16 protein-coding genes are annotated in these 19,208 nt (G+C 40.8%); 9 read left to right on the forward strand and 7 right to left on the reverse strand.

The genetic code is table 11. From position 1 onward, the window contains the following. Positions 1-39: 39 nt before the first annotated feature. A complete protein-coding gene (ffh, locus tag KXJ59_RS12340) occupies positions 40-1,362 on the reverse strand; it encodes a signal recognition particle protein (protein ID WP_295205023.1) in 1,323 nt (440 codons plus the stop codon). Between the two features lie 84 nt (positions 1,363-1,446). Beyond that, positions 1,447-2,319: an RNA polymerase sigma factor RpoD/SigA gene (locus KXJ59_RS12345; protein WP_363266103.1), complete on the reverse strand. Its 873-nt coding sequence runs from the start codon at positions 2,317-2,319 to the stop codon at positions 1,447-1,449. 294 nt (positions 2,320-2,613) lie between these two features. Here KXJ59_RS12345 and KXJ59_RS12350 point away from each other — a divergent pair, with 294 nt between their 5' ends. Further along, positions 2,614-2,997 (forward strand): START-like domain-containing protein, encoded by a 384-nt coding sequence (locus KXJ59_RS12350; protein WP_295205025.1) that lies wholly within the window; start codon positions 2,614-2,616, stop codon positions 2,995-2,997. On the opposite strand, the gene KXJ59_RS12355 is transcribed toward KXJ59_RS12350, so the two are convergent. Next, a complete protein-coding gene (locus KXJ59_RS12355; protein ID WP_295205026.1) occupies positions 2,979-3,602 on the reverse strand; it encodes a hypothetical protein in 624 nt (207 codons plus the stop codon). The genes KXJ59_RS12350 and KXJ59_RS12355 overlap by 19 nt on opposite strands. 89 nt (positions 3,603-3,691) lie before the next feature. Here KXJ59_RS12355 and KXJ59_RS12360 point away from each other — a divergent pair, with 89 nt between their 5' ends. The 3 genes from KXJ59_RS12360 (at position 3,692) to KXJ59_RS12370 (ending at position 6,370) form a co-directional block, all read left to right on the forward strand. After that, positions 3,692-5,131 carry an LptF/LptG family permease gene (locus KXJ59_RS12360; protein ID WP_295205028.1) on the forward strand — a complete coding sequence of 480 codons (1,440 nt, stop codon included), beginning with the start codon at positions 3,692-3,694 and terminating at the stop codon, positions 5,129-5,131. 147 nt (positions 5,132-5,278) lie between these two features. Continuing rightward, on the forward strand, positions 5,279-5,896 hold the full coding sequence (locus KXJ59_RS12365) for a superoxide dismutase (protein ID WP_295206247.1): 618 nt from the start codon (positions 5,279-5,281) through the stop codon (positions 5,894-5,896). 63 nt (positions 5,897-5,959) lie between these two features. Further along, positions 5,960-6,370, forward strand: a complete 411-nt coding sequence (locus tag KXJ59_RS12370) for an OsmC family protein (RefSeq protein ID WP_295205030.1) — start codon at positions 5,960-5,962, stop codon at positions 6,368-6,370. A 35-nt stretch (positions 6,371-6,405) separates the two neighbouring features. On the opposite strand, the gene KXJ59_RS12375 is transcribed toward KXJ59_RS12370, so the two are convergent. Both KXJ59_RS12375 and KXJ59_RS12380 read right to left on the reverse strand, forming a co-directional pair. Next, complete coding sequence (locus KXJ59_RS12375) at positions 6,406-6,942, reverse strand: hypothetical protein (RefSeq protein WP_295205031.1); 537 nt, start codon at positions 6,940-6,942, stop codon at positions 6,406-6,408. 53 nt (positions 6,943-6,995) lie between these two features. Then, positions 6,996-10,262 carry an amidohydrolase family protein gene (locus KXJ59_RS12380; RefSeq protein ID WP_295205033.1) on the reverse strand — a complete coding sequence of 1,089 codons (3,267 nt, stop codon included), beginning with the start codon at positions 10,260-10,262 and terminating at the stop codon, positions 6,996-6,998. 114 nt (positions 10,263-10,376) lie between these two features. Between KXJ59_RS12380 and KXJ59_RS12385 the strand changes: the two genes are divergently transcribed. The 5 genes from KXJ59_RS12385 to trmD all read left to right on the forward strand — a co-directional run bounded on the left by KXJ59_RS12385 (position 10,377) and on the right by trmD (position 15,018). Continuing rightward, the gene (locus KXJ59_RS12385; protein WP_295205035.1) at positions 10,377-11,357 is read left to right on the forward strand and encodes a cation diffusion facilitator family transporter; all 981 of its coding nucleotides are present in this window, start codon (positions 10,377-10,379) and stop codon (positions 11,355-11,357) included. A gap of 120 nt (positions 11,358-11,477) precedes the next feature. Next, complete coding sequence (locus tag KXJ59_RS12390; RefSeq protein ID WP_295205037.1) at positions 11,478-12,845, forward strand: dipeptidase; 1,368 nt, start codon at positions 11,478-11,480, stop codon at positions 12,843-12,845. A 46-nt stretch (positions 12,846-12,891) separates the two neighbouring features. After that, positions 12,892-13,281, forward strand: a complete 390-nt coding sequence (locus tag KXJ59_RS12395; RefSeq protein ID WP_295205039.1) for an RNA-binding S4 domain-containing protein — start codon at positions 12,892-12,894, stop codon at positions 13,279-13,281. 323 nt (positions 13,282-13,604) lie between these two features. Next, entirely contained in the window at positions 13,605-14,249 is a 645-nt protein-coding gene (locus tag KXJ59_RS12400; RefSeq protein WP_295205041.1) for a hypothetical protein, read from the forward strand. Between the two features lie 73 nt (positions 14,250-14,322). Continuing rightward, positions 14,323-15,018, forward strand: coding sequence for a tRNA (guanosine(37)-N1)-methyltransferase TrmD (trmD, locus tag KXJ59_RS12405; RefSeq protein WP_295205043.1), 696 nt, complete (start codon positions 14,323-14,325; stop codon positions 15,016-15,018). A gap of 50 nt (positions 15,019-15,068) precedes the next feature. On the opposite strand, the gene KXJ59_RS12410 is transcribed toward trmD, so the two are convergent. Next, complete coding sequence (locus KXJ59_RS12410; RefSeq protein ID WP_295205045.1) at positions 15,069-18,209, reverse strand: hypothetical protein; 3,141 nt, start codon at positions 18,207-18,209, stop codon at positions 15,069-15,071. A gap of 117 nt (positions 18,210-18,326) precedes the next feature. After that, positions 18,327-19,202, reverse strand: a complete 876-nt coding sequence (locus KXJ59_RS12415; protein ID WP_295205046.1) for a hypothetical protein — start codon at positions 19,200-19,202, stop codon at positions 18,327-18,329. Positions 19,203-19,208: the final 6 nt, after the last annotated feature.

The following is a 19,208-nucleotide window of genomic DNA, read 5'->3' on the forward strand; positions in this document are numbered from 1 at the left end:
ACACCGCCCGAATGAAAAATATTGTACCGAACAAACAATTTATCGGCGCATTCCCGGGAGCCTGCCACCCATGGGCATATTATTCATCATCTTCATCATCTGTTTCATTTGTTCGAACTGCTTCATAAAAGCATTTATTTCTGCGATATCCTTCCCGCTTCCTTTGGCAATTCTTTGTTTACGGCTGGGCGTAAGGCTGTCGGGATTGGCTCTTTCAAAAGGTGTCATAGAGCTAATCATGGCTTCAATACCTTTGAATGCATCATCATTAATGTCTACATCCTTTATGGCTTTTCCCACTCCCGGAATCATACCCATCAGGTCTTTCAGGTTACCCATTTTTTTGATCTGCTGCAACTGATCCAGAAAATCCTGAAAATCGAACTGGTTTTTACGAATTTTTTTCTCCAGTTTTTTTGCCTGCACCTCATCGTACTGAGCCTGTGCCTTTTCTACCAGTGTGGTAATATCACCCATACCCAGGATACGCTGTGCCATCCTTTCGGGATAGAAAATATCAAGTGTATCTAACTTCTCTCCGCTGCTTACAAACTTGATGGGTTTGTTTACCGTGTATTTGATCGATAAAGCAGCACCACCTCTTGTATCACCATCCAGTTTGGTCAATACCACGCCGGAAAAATCGAGTCGGTCATTAAATGCTTTGGCAGTGTTTACTGCATCCTGACCGGTCATGGAATCTACTACAAAAAGTATCTCAGCAGGGTTTACAGCAGCTTTAATATCTGCTACTTCTTTCATCATCACTTCATCAATAGCCAGTCGGCCGGCGGTATCGATGATGACTACGTTCTTGTTTTTTGCTTTCGCTTCTTTAATGGCATTTAAGGCAATGGCTACTGCATCTTTGTTTTCACGCTCACTGTAAATATCAACACCTACCTGCTCTGCCAGTACGGTTAACTGATCAATCGCTGCAGGTCTGTAAATATCAGCTGCAACCAGTAAAGGCGATTTCCCTTTTTTGGTCTTGAGGTAATTGGCCAGTTTTCCGCTAAAAGTTGTTTTACCACTACCCTGTAAACCCGCAATCAGAATAACAGCCGGGTTACCGGTAATATTGAAAGCAGCTTCTGTTCCGCCCATTAACTCTGTCAGCTCATCCTGTACAATTTTCACCATGAGTTGACCAGGACTGATGGCATTGATTACTTTCTCACCAACTGCTTTGTCTTTTACCTTATCAGTAAACTCTTTGGCTATTTTAAAGTTTACATCGGCATCAATGAGGGCACGACGAATATCTTTTACGGTATTCGCAATATTAAGGTCATTAATACGCGATTCACCTTTGAGGTTTTTAAAAGCCGACTCTAATCTTTCGGAGAGATTCTGAAACATAATTCACTATTTCTGGTCATTCACCAATAAAAAAGTGAACCAATCTGAGGTTCACTTATGCGATGCAAATATAGTACGGATTTTTTATCCCAGATACACTTTCAGGTGCTTACATCTGCTGGTACTTCTCAGCTTGGTAATGGCCTTGTCCTTTATTTGCCGAACCCTTTCACGGGTAAGATTAAAACGTTCGCCTATATCTTCCAGGCTCAATGGATTATCTACACCAATTCCAAAGAAAAAGCAGAGCACATCCTTCTGCCTTTCAGTAAGTGTTTTCAGGCTTCTTTCAATTTCCAGACGCAGCGACTCATAATGCACGAGGTTTTCGTCTGTTTTTTCGGCATTTGGATTTTCCATTACATCCATCAGTGTACCATCTTCCCCATCCGATAAAGGCGTATCCATACTTACGTGACGGAAGCCAACACTCATAGTAGCCGATACTTCTTCAATACTCAGTTCCAGTAAATCGGCCAGTTCCTGGGCCGTGGGTTCACGCTCAAATTCCTGTTCCAGCAACTGATAGGCTTTGCTGATGCGGTTGGTAAGTCCAACTTTATTCAATGGAAGTCTTACAATACGGCTTTGTTCAGCCAGCGCTTGCAGGATACTTTGTCTGATCCACCATACGGCATATGAAATAAATTTAAACCCCCTTGTTTCATCAAAACGTAAAGCTGCTTTTATCAGACCCAGGTTTCCTTCATTAATCAGGTCAGGTAAAGTAAGCCCCTGATTCTGGTATTGTTTGGCCACGGAAACCACAAAACGTAGATTCGATTTCACCAAACGATCCAGTGCACGCTGATCGCCCTGGCGAATACGCATAGCCAGTTGTACTTCTTCTTCCGGATTGATGAGGTCTACTTTTCCGATTTCCTGCAGGTATTTCTCAAGACTCTGCGATTCACGGTTCGTAATCGATTTCGTGATTTTGAGTTGACGCATACTCATGTGGAAATAGTTTTGGTTGTATGTTAGGGTAATTAGATATAACCTGGGATAAGCTCCCTCCTCTCCTGCGCTGGCGTCTGATCCTGTCTTTACAGCAATTTAAGCATTTTTCATATTCTATCAAAAAAAACATTTGATACAACATACTGAAAAACAAGCACTTATGGTCTTGGCAATTCATTATTTAGAAATCGCCCCCTTAAAACACAGCCCTTCATTAAAAAAACATTTGGAGGGTATAGATTATTTAATATTATTGCAGCCTTACGATTGACGGTAGTTAAAGAGATAGTAATGAGCAAAAAGCAGTTATTTACATTAGAGTTTCCAGTGAGATGTTCCCCAGCCATCCTTTTTGAGTTTCTGGCTACGCCAGCAGGTTTGCAGGAATGGTTTGCAGATAAAGTAGATGAATGGGAAGGTGTTTACAGTTTTTCATGGAATGGTGGCACACCCGACAAAGCTTCTATTCTAGACCAGGAACAGGATAAGTTTATTCGCTTTCATTGGCTGCACACTGAAAAGAATGAATATTTTGAGTTCCGCATTGAAAAAACTGAAATCTCCAATCAGACAATTTTACTGATCAAGGATTTTGCAGAAAAAAATGAAATCAAAGATCAGAGTCAGCTATGGGAATACCAGGTGAAAGAGTTGTTTCACCGACTGGGTGCCTGATGCATTTTGAGGATCATCAGCAACGAAAAAATATTTTTTTCCAGTAATGGCATTATATCATCCCACTCCATCGTGAGTGGGATTTTTTTTACCAGTTTGAGAAAGGGCCGATGGTTTTGCCAGTACGATATATCGATTGAATGTGCTGCAGCATACTCCGCAGGTTCGAGTTCATGTTGCCATTGATTGTCACCTACAGACAAATACCAGTCTTTTTCAACTGACTGTTCTGTTACAAATTGTTTCACTGCCTCCCGGTATTGATCAAGATAAGAACCAGCCAGTTGCAATGTAATGGTCCAATAATGACCCCACCAGAAAAAGCAGCGGATCGCGCAGGTTCCGGTTTTCGTAAAAATCCTTGGGTCATCCAGCATTACCCATGGGAGATTCTGGTACTGTTCGCCTCTTGCAATTTTGGGACTCAGTATAAACAATGAGGAGTCGTTTAAGCCCAGTTCCGCCACTCTCTGCCGCATTGTTTCGCTTACAGCGCCAAATAAGAGCTCTGCTTTTTTCAGTACCGCATTCTTTGTTAAAATAAAGCGGGTATCCATCATCAATAATCTTTCCTCTTCCGAAAGTGTTAGTTTTGCGGGTAACATGGATTAAAGATAGTGAGTAGTGAGTAGTCAGTAGTGAGTAATCTATCACATCCCTACTGACTACTCACTACTCACTACTCACTCTGCCGATGCTCAAAAAACTAGACATACTCATCATCCGCTCCTTTATTGGCCCCTTTCTGGCGGCTTTTGCTATTTCATTGTTTGTACTTACCATGCAGTTTTTCTGGTTGTACATTGATGACCTGGTTGGGAAGGGACTTGATTTTTTTACGGTGATGAAATTGGTAGGACTGGTCATGTTATTCTGGGTGCCGATGGCTTTACCACTCGCTTTGCTGTTTTCTTCTATCATGACTTTTGGTAACCTGGGCGAAAGTTTTGAACTCGTAGCTATCAAAGCGTCTGGTATTCCATTGTTACGTTTTATGCGGCCGCTATTTATCATCACCATTTTTTTAAGCGGACTTGCTTTTCTTTTCTCCAATAATATTATTCCTGTTACACAATTAAAACTGGCTGCTTTAAAATATGATATCATCGTTTCTAAACCTGCCATTGATATTAAAGAAGGTGTTTTTTATGATAAACTGGACGGTTATGTAATAAAGCTGGGTAAAAAGGAAAAAAATGACAGTGTAATACATGATATCGTTTTGTTTGAAAAGAATTATGGTCTTCAGGATAATATGCTGATGGCCCAGACCGGTATTATGCGCATTACCCCTGATAAAAAATTCCTTGAGTTTATTTTAAAGAATGGCTGGCGTTTTGAAGAAAGAGGTTCCAGGGGCACTACCAATACAGAATTTATCAGGTTAGGTTTTAAAGAATATAAAAAAGTATTTGACCTGAAAAGTTTCCAGATGAACAAATCGGGCGACAGTGCATTTTATGACCCAAAAATGTTGAGCCTAAGACAACTGAACTCCGCCATCGATTCATTGGAACATATTGATACGTTCTATACAAGAAAAGCCCGGACTGAGATAACTCCATATGTACGTTTTGCCCGTTATGCAAATGATACAGGCTGGATAAAAACAGATACTGCATCCATTAAAACGGCTAAAACATTCGACGCTTTATTACCCGACTCTTTACGTGAAAGTATTATCGACGGCACACTTGGACAAATTACCAGTATCAAGGGCAATGTGGGTTTTCTGGCTTCCGATTATGAAGACAAATACAAATCGCTGCGTTACCATGAAATTGAATGGCACCGGAAATTCACGCTTTCTGTTGCCTGTATTGTTTTATTCCTCATTGGTGCCCCTCTGGGTTCTATTATCAGAAAAGGAGGATTAGGCACCCCATTGGTGTTTGCGATTATCTTCTTTGTACTCTTTCACCTCTTCAACACATTTGGTGAGAAATTTGTACGCTCGGGTCAGGCCTCCCCCATGGAAGGAATGTGGTTATCTACCCTGATACTAATACCAATCGGTGCATTCCTTATTTTTAAAGCCATGAGCGATTCACAACTTTTCAACCAGGAATTTTATTACCGAACTTTTACACGATTCCGTAAGATTTGGAATAATTTTAGAAAGAACCAAGGATAAAGAAGCAAGAGATACAGGTTTATTCACCATTTAATCTTTTTTATGACCCATCAAACATCACGTCGCAATTTTGTCAAAACATCTGGTAAAGCCGGACTCGCTATTGGTTTAGCTGCAAGTTTACCAGCTGTATTACGTGCGAGTGGTATGGCAGCCAATGAATTTCAGCAACAGGCATTACCCTATACCTATAATGCACTTGAACCATCGATTGATGCCCTCACTATGGAAATACATTATAGCAAACATGCTGCAGCATATGCCAAAAGTTTAGGAGAAGCCTGTGCAGCGGAGGGCGTTAATACAGGGAGTAAAACATTGGAGTCTGTTTTAAGAAATATCTCGAAATATTCTCCAAAAATGCGGAATAATGCGGGTGGTCATTTTAACCATGAAATGTTCTGGCAAACCATGAAACCAGGAGGGTCAGCTACTCCTTCAGGCCAACTGGCCAGTTCCATCATTCAATCCTTCGGTTCATTTGACGCATTCAAAACACAATTTTCAGATGCAGCAAAAGCTCGTTTTGGAAGTGGCTGGGCATGGCTTATTATTAACAGCGATAATGCACTTGCTATTGTATCATCACCTAATCAGGATAACCCTTTAATGGATGTGAGTGAAACCTGGGGAACACCTTTACTGGGTCTGGATGTGTGGGAGCATGCATATTACCTCAAATACCAGAACAGAAGACCCGATTATATCAATAGCTGGTGGAATGTAGTGAACTGGGATGTAGTGGCAGCGAGAATGAATAAATAAAAAAAGTCAGAAAGTCAATAAGTCCGCAAGACCGGATAATATTTTTCAAAGAAAAAGAATACAATGAAAGTTACAACAAGCTGGGTTCAGACATTAGCATTTGATGTTACAGCCGATACGGGTCAGACTGTACGTATTGATACAACCGTTGAGAATGGTGGCTCTGGTACAGGTATGAATCCCAAAAAAATGTTATTGGGATCTTTATGTGGTTGCAGTGGTATTGATGTAGTGGATATTCTTCATAAAATGAAAGTATCCTTCACCAAACTGGAAATCGAAGCTTCGGCCGAACAAACCGATGATCATCCAAAAGTTTTTAAATTTATCGATATGGTATACCGTTGCGATATATCTGCCGATAATATTGATAAACTGAACAGGGCCGTGAGTTTATCACACGAAAAATATTGTGGCATTTCTGCAATGCTTGGAAAACATTGTCCGATCAACTACAAAATTGAATTACTATAAAGAAAAGGTCTTGTTGAATAACAAGACCTTTTCTTTTAATCTTTCCATCCCCATGGTGCAGGCGAAGATGGTATTTCTTTTGTCAGGTCGAAGGCTATACTGAATTGCCTTTCAGAACCAATACCCCTCAGGTTATACGTAAAAGATTGACCCGGCACAATGCTGATCCACCAGACATTATTTGCAGCCCTTGGTAACAGGTTCACTGTTTCCTGATCTGCAGGAAATACTTGCATAGTATTGGTTCCGGTATTGGTTGATAAGCCGCCATACATAGTTACCCTATCTGCACTTCCGTCTTCATGCCGGTGATCGTGTTTTAAGAGAATACGATCTGTTGTTTTCGTCAGTACCCATGTACGTGAATAATTTGTACCAACATGAAAAGGGATTCTGATTCTCTCTTCTTCACAAGCCCTTACATGCATCTGTAATTTTTTATTGGCAAATGCGGTATCGTTGGGCGGGGCTGTTACTACTTTACCTTCAAATGTTTTACCACAGAGTTTTTTTAGTTCGCTCCAAAATAATTCCTGCCCGGACTGAGCCTTGACGAGAAATGCAAGAAGCATACATACTAAATATAAAGTGAATTTTTTCATGTTCAATTGATTATCACTGAATATTAATGTTTACCACAGGAACAGGTTTCTGTTTCTATGGATGCTTCTGTAGCCCATGGGAAACTGAATGCAGCTGCATTTTTAATCTGTTCCCAATAAAATTTAGTTCGGGGTTTATTTGCATTACCTACTTCATTCATGGTATCAGCATCGTACAATCTTCCATTTACCATTGTGTATTTAACGGATTCGGTATTTCGGATACTTTCCAGTGGACTTTTATCCAGCACAATCATATCGGCCAGTTTACCCGCTTCAAGCGAACCAATCCATTTATCAAGTCCAAGACTTTGCGCAGGATTAATGGTAGCTGTTTTCAAAGCCTGCAGGTTACTCATACCTCCCTGTTGCATCATCCATATTTCCCAATGCACACCCATACCCTGAATCTGTCCATGTGCCCCAATATTTACATTTACGCCATTATCATTTAATTTCTTTGCACTTTCAGAAGTAAGTATATGCCCATTTTTATACTCTTCCTCAGGCAACATGGTTCTGTGTCTGCTACGCGTATCAATTACAGTTCGGGGTGTAAAACGAAGCAATCTTTCTTTCTCCCATACATTGGTATGCTGATACCAGTAGTACTCACCACTTACACCTGCATAGTTTACTATAAGTGTAGGTGTGTATGCTGTTTTAGATTCTTTCCAGAGATTGATTACATCACTATACAAAGGTGCTACCGGAATATTGTGTTCAATGGTAGTATGGCCATCCATTACCATCGTCATATTATGAAAGAAGAAAGAACCACCTTCAGGTACCACTTCCATACCCAGTTCTCTTGCTGCCTGTATAATCATCTGTCGCTGTTCGCGACGTGGCTGGTTATAACTTTTTACAGAGAAAGCTCCGAACGCTTTTGTTCTGCGCAAGGCACTACGGGCATCATCAATTGAATTCACCACAGCTTTCATATCGCCATCGGCACCATATAAAATAGTTCCTGTTGAGAATACACGTGGACCGGTCATCACTCCGGCTTTCACCATTTCACTTTGCGCGAAAACCATTTCACTATTGGCAGACGGATCGTGCATCGCAGTTACACCGTAAGCCAGATTGGTGTAATAAGGCCAGTGTTTTTGCGGCGACATGCCGGAGCGAAAATGACTGCCGTGTGCATGCGCATCAATAAAACCAGGCATAATAGTTTTACCCTTGCAATCAATGATTTTAGTCCCAGTTGGAATTTTTATTGCAGCAGCTTTTCCGATTTGTTTGATGATATTATTTTCTACCAGAATGGTTCCACCAGTTATTATTTCATCCCCTTTCATGGTAATAATAGTGGCGTTGGTAAAAGCTATCATACCAGTTGGTTTATCAGTCGATACCTCTACCTGAATATCGACTCCTTTTTCAGGCACTTTAAAATCTGATTCAGGTTTGTTTGCTACAAATCCGAACCTGTCTTGCAACGGTATGCTGAAATACTGGTTACCCAGGGTATAATACAATGTTTTACTGTTGGCCGACCAATGCAGGTTAATACCTGCATCTTTTGAAACAATACGAACAGGGAAATCTTTGGTATTGGCGCTGATATCAACTGTTTTACCGGTTAACGGGAAAGAGGCCACATATACTTCATGGAGATCTATAAATGATATCCATTTATCATCGGGAGATACAGTAAACTGACTGCCATAAGTGCTTCTCAGATGAATACGTTCATCATTACCGGATAAATCGCAGCTTGCAAACTGTCGGTTCATTCCACCTCCCAATGTATAATAGATACGGGTACCATTTCCGTTAAAGCGCGGCTGATCGCCTCTCTGCGTTACCAGTTTCTCCGCAGTACCATCTGTCTGCATCATAAAAGTACCGGTTACAGCAGTAAAAGCCGGCCCCATGGCATCACTACCATTTTCCTTGCGGAATACTATCCATTTGCCATCAGGTGAGAATGAGGGTTGACGATAGATACCTTTTACTGCAGTAATTTTTCTCGCGGCTCCACCGTTTAAACCAATACTGTAAATAGCACCGCTGTTTTCATCGTTCCAGGTGGTATATACGATAGAATTACCGTCAGGTGAAAATGAAGGTTCATATTCGAAATCGGTTCCATTACTGATACGTGTGGCTTTACCATTGGGTAATTCTTTTTTCCATAAATAACCAATAGCATTAAACACCAGCCATTTACCATTGGGAGAAGTAACTGCATGACGAATGACATTGGCCTGGAAAGTTTCAGGATTCAGGTTTTGCTGAAAACGAACTGCTTCAACAATTTTCTGTTTCACATGAACAGTGAAAGGAATATTGGTTGATTTATTCGCTTCATTAATATTAACACGAACAATTTTACCTCTGCTCCAGATCACAATTTCCTGGTCATTTGGCATCCAGTTAAACCCGGTGTATAAACCAAAAATGGACCATGCTTCCTGTTGATCTTTTGATAAATCATCATATACAGGCCATTCTTCTCCGGTTTCCAGTTTCCGCAGGTATAAAACAGATTTGGTACGCACACGTTTTACAAATGCCAATGTTTTACCATCGTGTGATAATTGCGGACGAACGGCACCACCCGGGCCTCCGGTTATATTATCAATACGCCCAGTTTCCCTGTCAAGCCTTCGTATAACAAAAATCTGGTTATTGGGATCTTTATTGTATTGGAATTGTCCACCCGGATACATATCCTCACTGAAATATACATACCTGCCATCAGGAGATACTACTGGTTCGTTTACATCCTGCTGATCATTTTTACGAACAGTTAATTGTAACCCGGCTCCTCCACTGATATGATACATCCACATTTCACCCGCACCCAATGAACGGGTAGAAGTAAAATGTTTACGTGCTATTATATACTCACCTCCAGGCATCCATGCTGCATTATTCAGCAAACGAAATGTCTCTTTTGTAATTTGTACCGGATTACTCCCATCACGTTGCATCACCCAGATATTGTCGCCACCACCTGCATCGGAAGTATATAAGATTTTACTTCCATCGGGACTGTATCTTGGCTGCACTTCAAATGCATGACCACCACGCAATAGTTTTGCGGTACCACCACCAATGGGCATTGTATAAATATCACCCAATAAATCAAACACAATCTCCTGTCCATCCGGAGATACATCAAGGTTCATCCATGTTCCTTCATTAACTGTAAAACTGATTTCTTTGGTTGGACCGGGAGGATTATTTACATCCCATTTTGCAGTAGGCTTATCCTGGGCCTGAACAATGGCTACAGATAAAATTGCCGTAGAGAACAATATAGTTCTAAGCATGGTTAGTGGTTTAATGTTGAAAGATACGTAAAGATGAGAGTCGTCGGGACCGGTTATAAAAATTCGGGGTTGGGCATCTCTAAACAGACAACTATCTTTATAAAAAGACCGGAGTTGAACGCAGCACAACAAAATTTCAGGGTACAGTTATGGATCAGCATGCTGAGTGTGGTATTATTTCTTGCTAAAATTGTGGCCTATTATGTTACACATTCGCTTGCCATTTTATCAGATGCGCTGGAAAGTATTGTGAATGTAATTGCAGGTTTTATCGGATTATACAGTTTATATATTGCCGCAAAACCCAAAGACCTCGAACATCCTTATGGGCACGGAAAAGCCGAGTTCGTTTCAGCTGCCGTAGAAGGCGGATTAATTGTTGCAGCCGGCTTTATGATCATTTATGAAACAGTGGCCAATATACTCCGCAACGAACCTGTTCATCAATTAGATACCGGCTTATGGCTGGTGGGTGCCACTGCTTTTATAAATTTTGTTGCAGGCTCTGTCTGTTTAAACATTGGCAAAAAAAATAATTCTCTCGCCTTACAGGCCAGTGGAAAGCACTTACAAATAGATACGTACTCCACACTTGGTATTATAGCCGGTTTGATTATTATACTGGTTACACAATTATACTGGCTTGACAAACTGATTGCCTTTGCCATGAGTATACTAATCATTTATAATGGTTATAAAATCATTCGTTCATCATTGGCGGGTATTATGGATGAAGCCGATATGCAAATACTGGGGCGATTTATTGAAGTGCTGAACAATCATCGTAGTATTAACTGGATCGACCTTCATAATCTTCGTGTTATTAAATATGGTAGCTTATTACATGTGGATTGTCATCTTACCGTACCCTGGTACCTCAACATACATGAGGCACACAAAGAGATTGATAGCCTTTCGGCATTGATTAAACAGGAATTTGGCGATTCGATTGAATTGTTTGTTCACACAGATGGTTGTTTGCCTTTCAGTTGCAGGATTTGCAATAAAGATTGCGCTGAAAGACAAAATCCTTTTGAACAAAAAATAGCGTGGACACTTGAGAATATTATTTCTGACAAGAAACATCAGCTATAAAAATATTTTTGGATTGTAACCATATGTCAAATTCAGCAATATCAACTCATTTCTGTTGGAAAAAAACATCAACTCTTAATAGGTTATCCTAAATTGCACCCTCATACAAATACCATTGCCATGCAAGCCTGGAAAGATTATCAACAAGCACACAAGGATCGTTTTTTGAATGAATTACTCGACCTGCTCCGCATACCAAGCATAAGTGCCCGGGGCGAACATAAAGACGACATGATTCGTTGCGCAGAAGCTGTTGAAAAAAGCTTGAAAGATGCCGGTGCAGACAGCACCCATATTTACCCCACTGCTGGTCACCCGATAGTTTATGGAGAAAAAATAATTGACCCGAATAAACCCACCGTTCTGGTATATGGTCATTACGATGTACAACCTGCCGACCCATTAGAACTTTGGCACAGCGGCCCTTTTGAACCGGTAATTAAAGAAGGAAAAATTTATGCCCGTGGCGCCTGCGATGATAAAGGCCAGTTTTATATGCATGTAAAAGCTTTGGAAACCATGGTACAAACCAATAGCCTGTTCTGCAATGTAAAATTCCTGATTGAGGGTGAAGAAGAAGTTGGAAGTCCAAACCTCGCCAGTTTTGTAAAAGCAAATAAGGGATTATTAAAAGCCGATGTAATACTGATCAGCGATACATCTATGTTAAGCATGGATAATCCTTCCATTGATATTGGTGTACGTGGACTGAGTTATATTGAAGTAGAAGTAACCGGTCCTAACCGCGATCTCCATAGCGGGGTGTACGGTGGTGCTGTTGCCAATCCTGTTACTATGCTGGCAAAAATGATTGCATCCTGTCACGACGAAAACAATCATATCACTATTCCGGGTTTTTATGATGATGTGGTAGAAGCTACTGCTGAAGAACGTGCTAAAATGGCTAAAGCTCCTTTTAGTGAAACTGAATACAAGACCGACCTGGGTATTGATCAGTTATGGGGTGAAAAAGGATATACCACCAATGAAAGAACCGGTATTCGTCCAACACTGGAAGTAAATGGTATCTGGGGTGGATATACAGGAGAAGGTGCCAAAACCGTATTGCCTTCAAAAGCATACGCAAAAATTTCCTGCCGGCTGGTACCTAATCAGTCATCAGAAAAAATCACCAAAAAAATACTGGATTATTTTATCAGCATAGCGCCTGCAGGGGTTAGCGTAAAAGCACATGAACATCATGGTGGGGAGCCGTATATGACTCCTATTGATTCTAATGAATACCGCGCTGCAGCCAAAGCCATAGAAACCACTTTCGGCAAAGAACCCATTCCTGTTCGTGGCGGTGGCAGTATTCCCATCTGTGCTTTATTTGAAAAAGAACTCGGTTTGAAAATCGTATTCATGGGTTTTGGTTTAGACAGCGATAACCTGCATAGTCCGAATGAGAAGTACGATATTTTTAATTTTTATAAGGGTATTGAAACCATCCCTTACTTCCATCAATATTATACGGAAGGGAAATAAATAAGCGCAGGAGCAGATGTACATTTGCTCCTGTTTTGTTTTTGTTATGAGTGAAGTGAAAGAAAAATTACGGATCGACAAATACCTTTGGGCCATACGTTTGTTTAAAACAAGGAGCCAGGCGGGCGACGCATGCAGTAAAGGAAAAGTAAAACTGGCCGGAACAGCCGTTAAAGCATCCCGTATCGTAAGTATGGGAGATGAATATGAAGTAAAAACTGAAACCAAGCGCTGGGTAGTAAAAGTAACAGGATTACTGGATCACCGGGTGCAATACAGTGAAGCGATAAAATTCTATATTGATATTACTCCTGCCGAAGAATTGGACCGGGTAAAGTTTGAAGCAGCTACTTATCAAACAGGTAAACGTTTAAGTAAAATTGGAAGACCTACTAAAAAACAAAGAAGAGACCTGGGCGATTTTTTGGCAGATTAATTCTTTCCACCTTCTACTATTAATACCCTTATCTAATTTCTGTATTTCAAAGGAAGCCTACTAATTAGTTTGAACAGAACGATTATGCCAGGTAGAACTACTCCGTATTTTCCGCATATTTTTTACTCCCGGGTTTCAGGAAACAAAAGCAATTGTTGTCAAACACCTTTTTGAGGAAATTGATTTTCAAACGGATATATAAAAACAGGAGGTATATAAAACAAAAAACCTGGTTTCATCATCCCACAGGGGAGAGAGGAGTTACCAGGCATAACACTACAAATTTATGAAAAAAATTATTTTCAAAGAAAAAAATATCGTTTGTGCATATTTCAGAACTGGAAATATTATTCTCATCAAAACGTTTGCAAACTTACTATCAGCTGTTGCATGGCGATAAAGAAAAAGCGTTTGCGTATTACCTGTTAAATATCGAGATCTCGAAATCATTTTATCCCTTATTATCTACTGTAGAAATTGTTCTACGAAATGCCATACACAATTCGTGCACGGCGCATTTCGGAACTGACAGCTGGTTACTTGAGAGTGGTATCATCAGTATAAATGACCGGGTAGAGAAGGCGTCGAAAAAAATCATAAGCCGGCAACAAACACCAACGCCTGATTTACTGGTAGCTGAGTTAACATTTGGTTTTTGGACCTCATTATTTCATAAACGCTATGCAAAATATTTCTGGAAACCACTAATGCATACATTTCCTTATATACCTGCTGAACTAAAACATAGAGATAAAATCAGTTACCAGTTAGAGAATGTACGCAAGTTCAGGAACAGGATTTTCCATTATGAACCGATTTGTAATGATTTAAGTGCTCTTGAGAAAAATCATAAAGCCATACTGGATATTCTGAGCTGGTTAAATAAGGACCTGACAAACTGGCTACCTCAAACAAACAGGTTTCAGGTACTGCATCAGTCAGCCTTCGAATTATTACAGAGTCGGTAAATGGTAATGAATACAGGAGAAAGGTTCATCCCTCCAATAATTTATCCTACGATCTCTTTCTTACCTTTGCTGTATGTTATGCATTCAAATTCTCACCGTTTTACCCGAATTACTCGAAAGTCCATTCGCTCACAGTATTATGAAAAGGGCACAGGAAAAAGGGTTACTGGAAGTACATATACACCAGTTACGTAAATGGGCTGTAAATAAATACGGCATGGTAGACGATTACCAGTATGGCGGTGGTGCCGGCATGGTTATGATGTGTGAACCATTGGCCAATGCCATTGATGAATTGCAAAAAGACAGGCCATTTGATGAAATTATTTATATGACGCCCGATGGTAAACGTTTTGACCAGCGAATGGCCAATCAACTTTCATTAAAAGGAAATATACTTATCATCTGTGGTCATTATAAGGGCATTGATGAACGCATCAGGCAGCAATATGTAACCATGGAGATTTCTATTGGCGATTATGTATTGAGTGGAGGAGAACTCGCAGCAGCAGTGGTAGTTGACGCCATTGGCCGTTTGATTCCCGGTGTATTAAATGATGAAACCTCTGCCCTTACAGATTCCTTTCAGGACAATTTATTAGCACCGCCGGTGTATACACGCCCTGCAGACTTCAGAGGTATGAAGGTACCTGATATATTACTACAGGGTGATCCAAAAAAAGTAGATGAGTGGCGGTATGAGCAAGCTGTTCAACGTACCAAAGACAGAAGACCGGATTTGATGTCTGATGTCGGATTTGGGATATAAAAAAGCCACAGATTCAATAAGTGAATCTGTGGCTTTTACTTTTTTACTACTTATTTAATATTGATTACAGGCACCTGTTTTTCATTGATGAGTTTATTCAGGGCTTTCACATCATTTTCCATTACAGCTTTTAGTTTAGCCAGCTGAGCATCTGCCTGGCCGGCCATTTCTGCAAATGCTTCCTTCACCTGCCTGCTTGGCGGGTTTTGTCCACTGGAAGCAACACCGTATAAACCTGAAAGTTTATCATTCAGTCGAATAGGGAAATTCAATACATCCTGACTGCTTTTTGCTTTGGTTTGGTAGAGTGCTTCTTCTACAGCAGTAATTTTTTTATTGATACTGTCTGCAAAAGATTTTATTTCTCTATTACCATCCAGTCGGCCGGTAAATTCACTCATCTGTGTTCTTAAGGCACGGATATTTTTGATGGCTCTTTGTACTTCGCTGAATTTATCGCGTACCTGTAAAAGAAAACTTAGTTGCTCGTCGTATTCTGCTTCTGTAGTGGCATAATTTGGATTGGCTTTAATTTCAAAAGGAACATCTACAGAGTCTTTACCATAACGAATACGAGCTTTGTATTTTCCTGGGGCAGCTTTGGCGGCGCCAATACCTCCAGTCCACAAAATCAGTCCTTCCAAACGTTCAGCCGGTGGATATAACATATCCCATTCAAACTGGTTGATACCGTTACTGAATTCTATCCTGTCGGTTAATTCTCTTGCGTTTTTACTGAATGTGCGAATGGGTTTCGACTGTTTATCAAAAACAGTGACAGAGACCCTGGCGCTATCTGTTACCCCTTTCAGGTAATAGTTAATAACTACGCCCGAAGCCGGATTCATTCCCATATTGGTAACTACCCCGCCAAAATTTCTTCTGCCTCTTCCGCCACCTTCCGATCTGTAAACGGTATTTACATCAAATACATACAGGTTTTTATCAAGTACAGCTGCATTCATCTGTTGAACAACACTCAGGTCGTCCAATACCCAAAATGCACGACCCTGTGTAGCAACGATCAAATCATTTTCTTTGATGGTAAGATCTGTAATAGGTGTCTCAGGTAAATTCAACTGAAATTTTTTCCAGTTGGCACCATCGTCATAACTGATATACATACCATATTCCGTTCCTGCATACAACAAACCGGGTCTTTTTTTATCCGCACGCATGGCCCTGGTGAAATGCATTTTATCAATTCCATTTACAATCTTCTTCCATGTTTTACCATAATCTTCTGTTTTAAAGATATAAGGTGTAAAATCATCCAGTTTATACTTTGTTCCTACCACATAAGCCGTTCCTTTTTTAAATGGATCTGTTTCAATACAGTTCCACATCATCCATTTACCAGCATCTGCCGGTGTTACATTTTCCCAGTTCTTACCCCCATCTTTACTTACATGTAATAACCCATCATCGCTGCCGGTCCATAATAAATCTTTTTCCAAACCGGATTCTGTTGCGGTGAAAATGGTACAATAATATTCAACTGAAGTATTGTCTTTTGTAATAGGTCCGCCGCTTGATGCCTGACGGGTTTTATCATTGGTAGTTAAATCAGGACTGATCATTTCCCAGCTTTGTCCTTCATTTTCGCTTACGAATAAATGGTTACCTGCTGTATACAGTCGTTTCGGATTATGTGGTGAAAAGAAAATGGGGAAATTCCATTGGAAACGATATTTCAAAACATCGGCACCGGCACCCATCGGGTTATCGGGCCAAACGTTGATGGCACGGTTTTCGCCTGTTCTGTGATCGAGTCTTGCCAGATAACCACCATAATTACCTCCATATACAATATCCGGATTCAATGGATCGGCTACTACATAACCGCTTTCTGAACCTGCTGTTGTTTCCCAATCGCGGTCGGTAATACCGGCACCTGCGGTTCTGCTTCTCATTCGGATAGTAGAGTTATCCTGTTGTGCACCAAGAATACGATAAGGATGTGCATTATCGGTAGACACACGGTAAAACTGTCCGGTAGGTTGGTTATCCATACTGCTCCAGTTCTCTCCTCCGTCGAAACTCACCTGCCCGCCGCCATCATCGGCAACAATCATACGATTTCCATTTTCAGGATCAATCCACAGATCATGATGGTCGCTATGCGGTGTTCTTACACTCTGAAAAGTTCTGCCTCCATCACGACTGCGCATAAAACCTACATTGAGTGCATATACCAGGTTTTCATTTTTCGGATCAACAAATACTTTGCTGTAATACCATGCACGCTGACGAATATTATTATCGCTGCTCGCGAGTGTCCATGTTTCTCCTGCATCATTACTGGTATATAAACCACCATTTGCATTTTCAATGATGGCATATACTTTATCCGTATTAGACGGAGCCACAGCCACACCTACAATTCCCCAGACACCTTTGGGAAATCCTTTAGCAGTACTGATATTAGTCCATGTTTCACCACCATCATTACTTTTATAAATACCACTTCCTTCACCGCCGCTTTCAAGACTATGTGGGGTACGGATTAACCTCCACATACCCGCATACATCACATTAGGATTTACAGGATCAATAACCAGGTCTGAGGCACCGGTCTGGTTATTCACGTATAATACTTTCTTCCAGCTCTTGCCACCGTCTGTTGTTTTAAATACACCGCGTTCTTCATTCGGCCCAAATAAATGTCCTAATGCTGCCACCCATACCGTATTCGGATCACGTGGATGTATGATAATACGAATGATATGACGCCCTTCTTTTAAACCCAGGTTTTTCCAGCTACGTCCTCCATCATCGCTACGCCAGATGCCATTTAATCCTTCAGCTACATTACCACGAACCGTATTCTCTCCTTCACCTGCATAAATAATATTTTCATCAGTGTGGGCCACTGCAATTGAACCGATATTACCACCCAAGTATTTGTCACCAATATTTTTCCAGTTGCTGCCTCCATCAGTTGTTTTCCAGAGTCCACCACCTGTGGCTCCAAAGTAAAAAGTGGTTTTATTTTTATAACTACCTGCTACCGCAGCACTACGTCCTCCTTTAAAAGGACCAGCCAGTCGGTATTTCAGTTTGGAAAAAAATTCCGCGGAAGGATCTGCCGCAGTAACAGCATTGGTTGTTTTTTTATTATCCTGTTTCTGAGCCTGTACTGTAGTACCAAGCAGAAGAGCTGCAGAGAGCAGCCAGTAAAGTTTTTTCATATGCAGTATTGAAATTGGATAGGGAATTTACGAAGAAAAATGTAAAACAGCAGAACAGAGAAACTGAGGAATGTCCAACTTCGAAATTGATTATTGGATATTCCGCTGTTTCTCTGTTTATTTCACTTTATACCATACTTCATCCACCGGCTCATTCAGTTTGATATCAAGGTGTTCAATCAGGGTTTCAACAGAGCCAAGGCTGATGAGTTGTTTCATCGGAAATTTGATCCCGGCTATTTCTTTGTACTCGCTGTATTGAATAGACACTTTCATGCTACGTCTGCCTCCACCCATCATTCGCATGATGCTGCCAAAACCTGTCATAGCAGCAGCCATTTCATCTGCTGCGTCAACCTGTTGCACAAGGAAATTATTTTTATTAATGTAAAAAGTGCCGGTAAGACCATCTTTCATGGTCAGTTTTACTTTATAACATTCTTCTTTATTCACTTTCGATGTGCCAAGCAATTCTGCTGTATATCCTTTTTTGGCATAATCCACCAACATGGAAAAAACACCCGCACAATCCAGTTCATGTTGTTGTTTGCGAAGATCGTCATCAGTCATTTTTGTAACCGTAGCCCCGCTACCCGACGCCCCCTGGTTACTTCCTCCACCTCTCTGTCCGCCTTGTCCACCGCCGGGGCCGCCACCAAAACCTCCCCCACCGCCAAAATTGGGCATGGCGGGTATAAGTATATAACCTGCAGTATCAGTAACCATGGTCCATGAATTACCCATGCCCATTATTCCACCTATCTGTCTGCGGAAAAGTTTACCTCTTTCACGGATACTATTCAGGCTGATATCAAAACTTTGTCCCATCATATTCATCTTCATCACACTTTCCATCTGAAGTGTTTTGATGGCTTTCAGTTTATTTTTTCCACCATTGGCCTCTTCAAATTTGGTCATCACTTCTTCAACTGTTTGTGCAGAAGCAAAAAATACCAACAATAAGAGACCGGTGGTCAGGATTTGTTTTTTCATGTTTAT

Source organism: Sediminibacterium sp. (genome assembly GCF_019264485.1).
Lineage (GTDB): Bacteria > Bacteroidota > Bacteroidia > Chitinophagales > Chitinophagaceae > Sediminibacterium.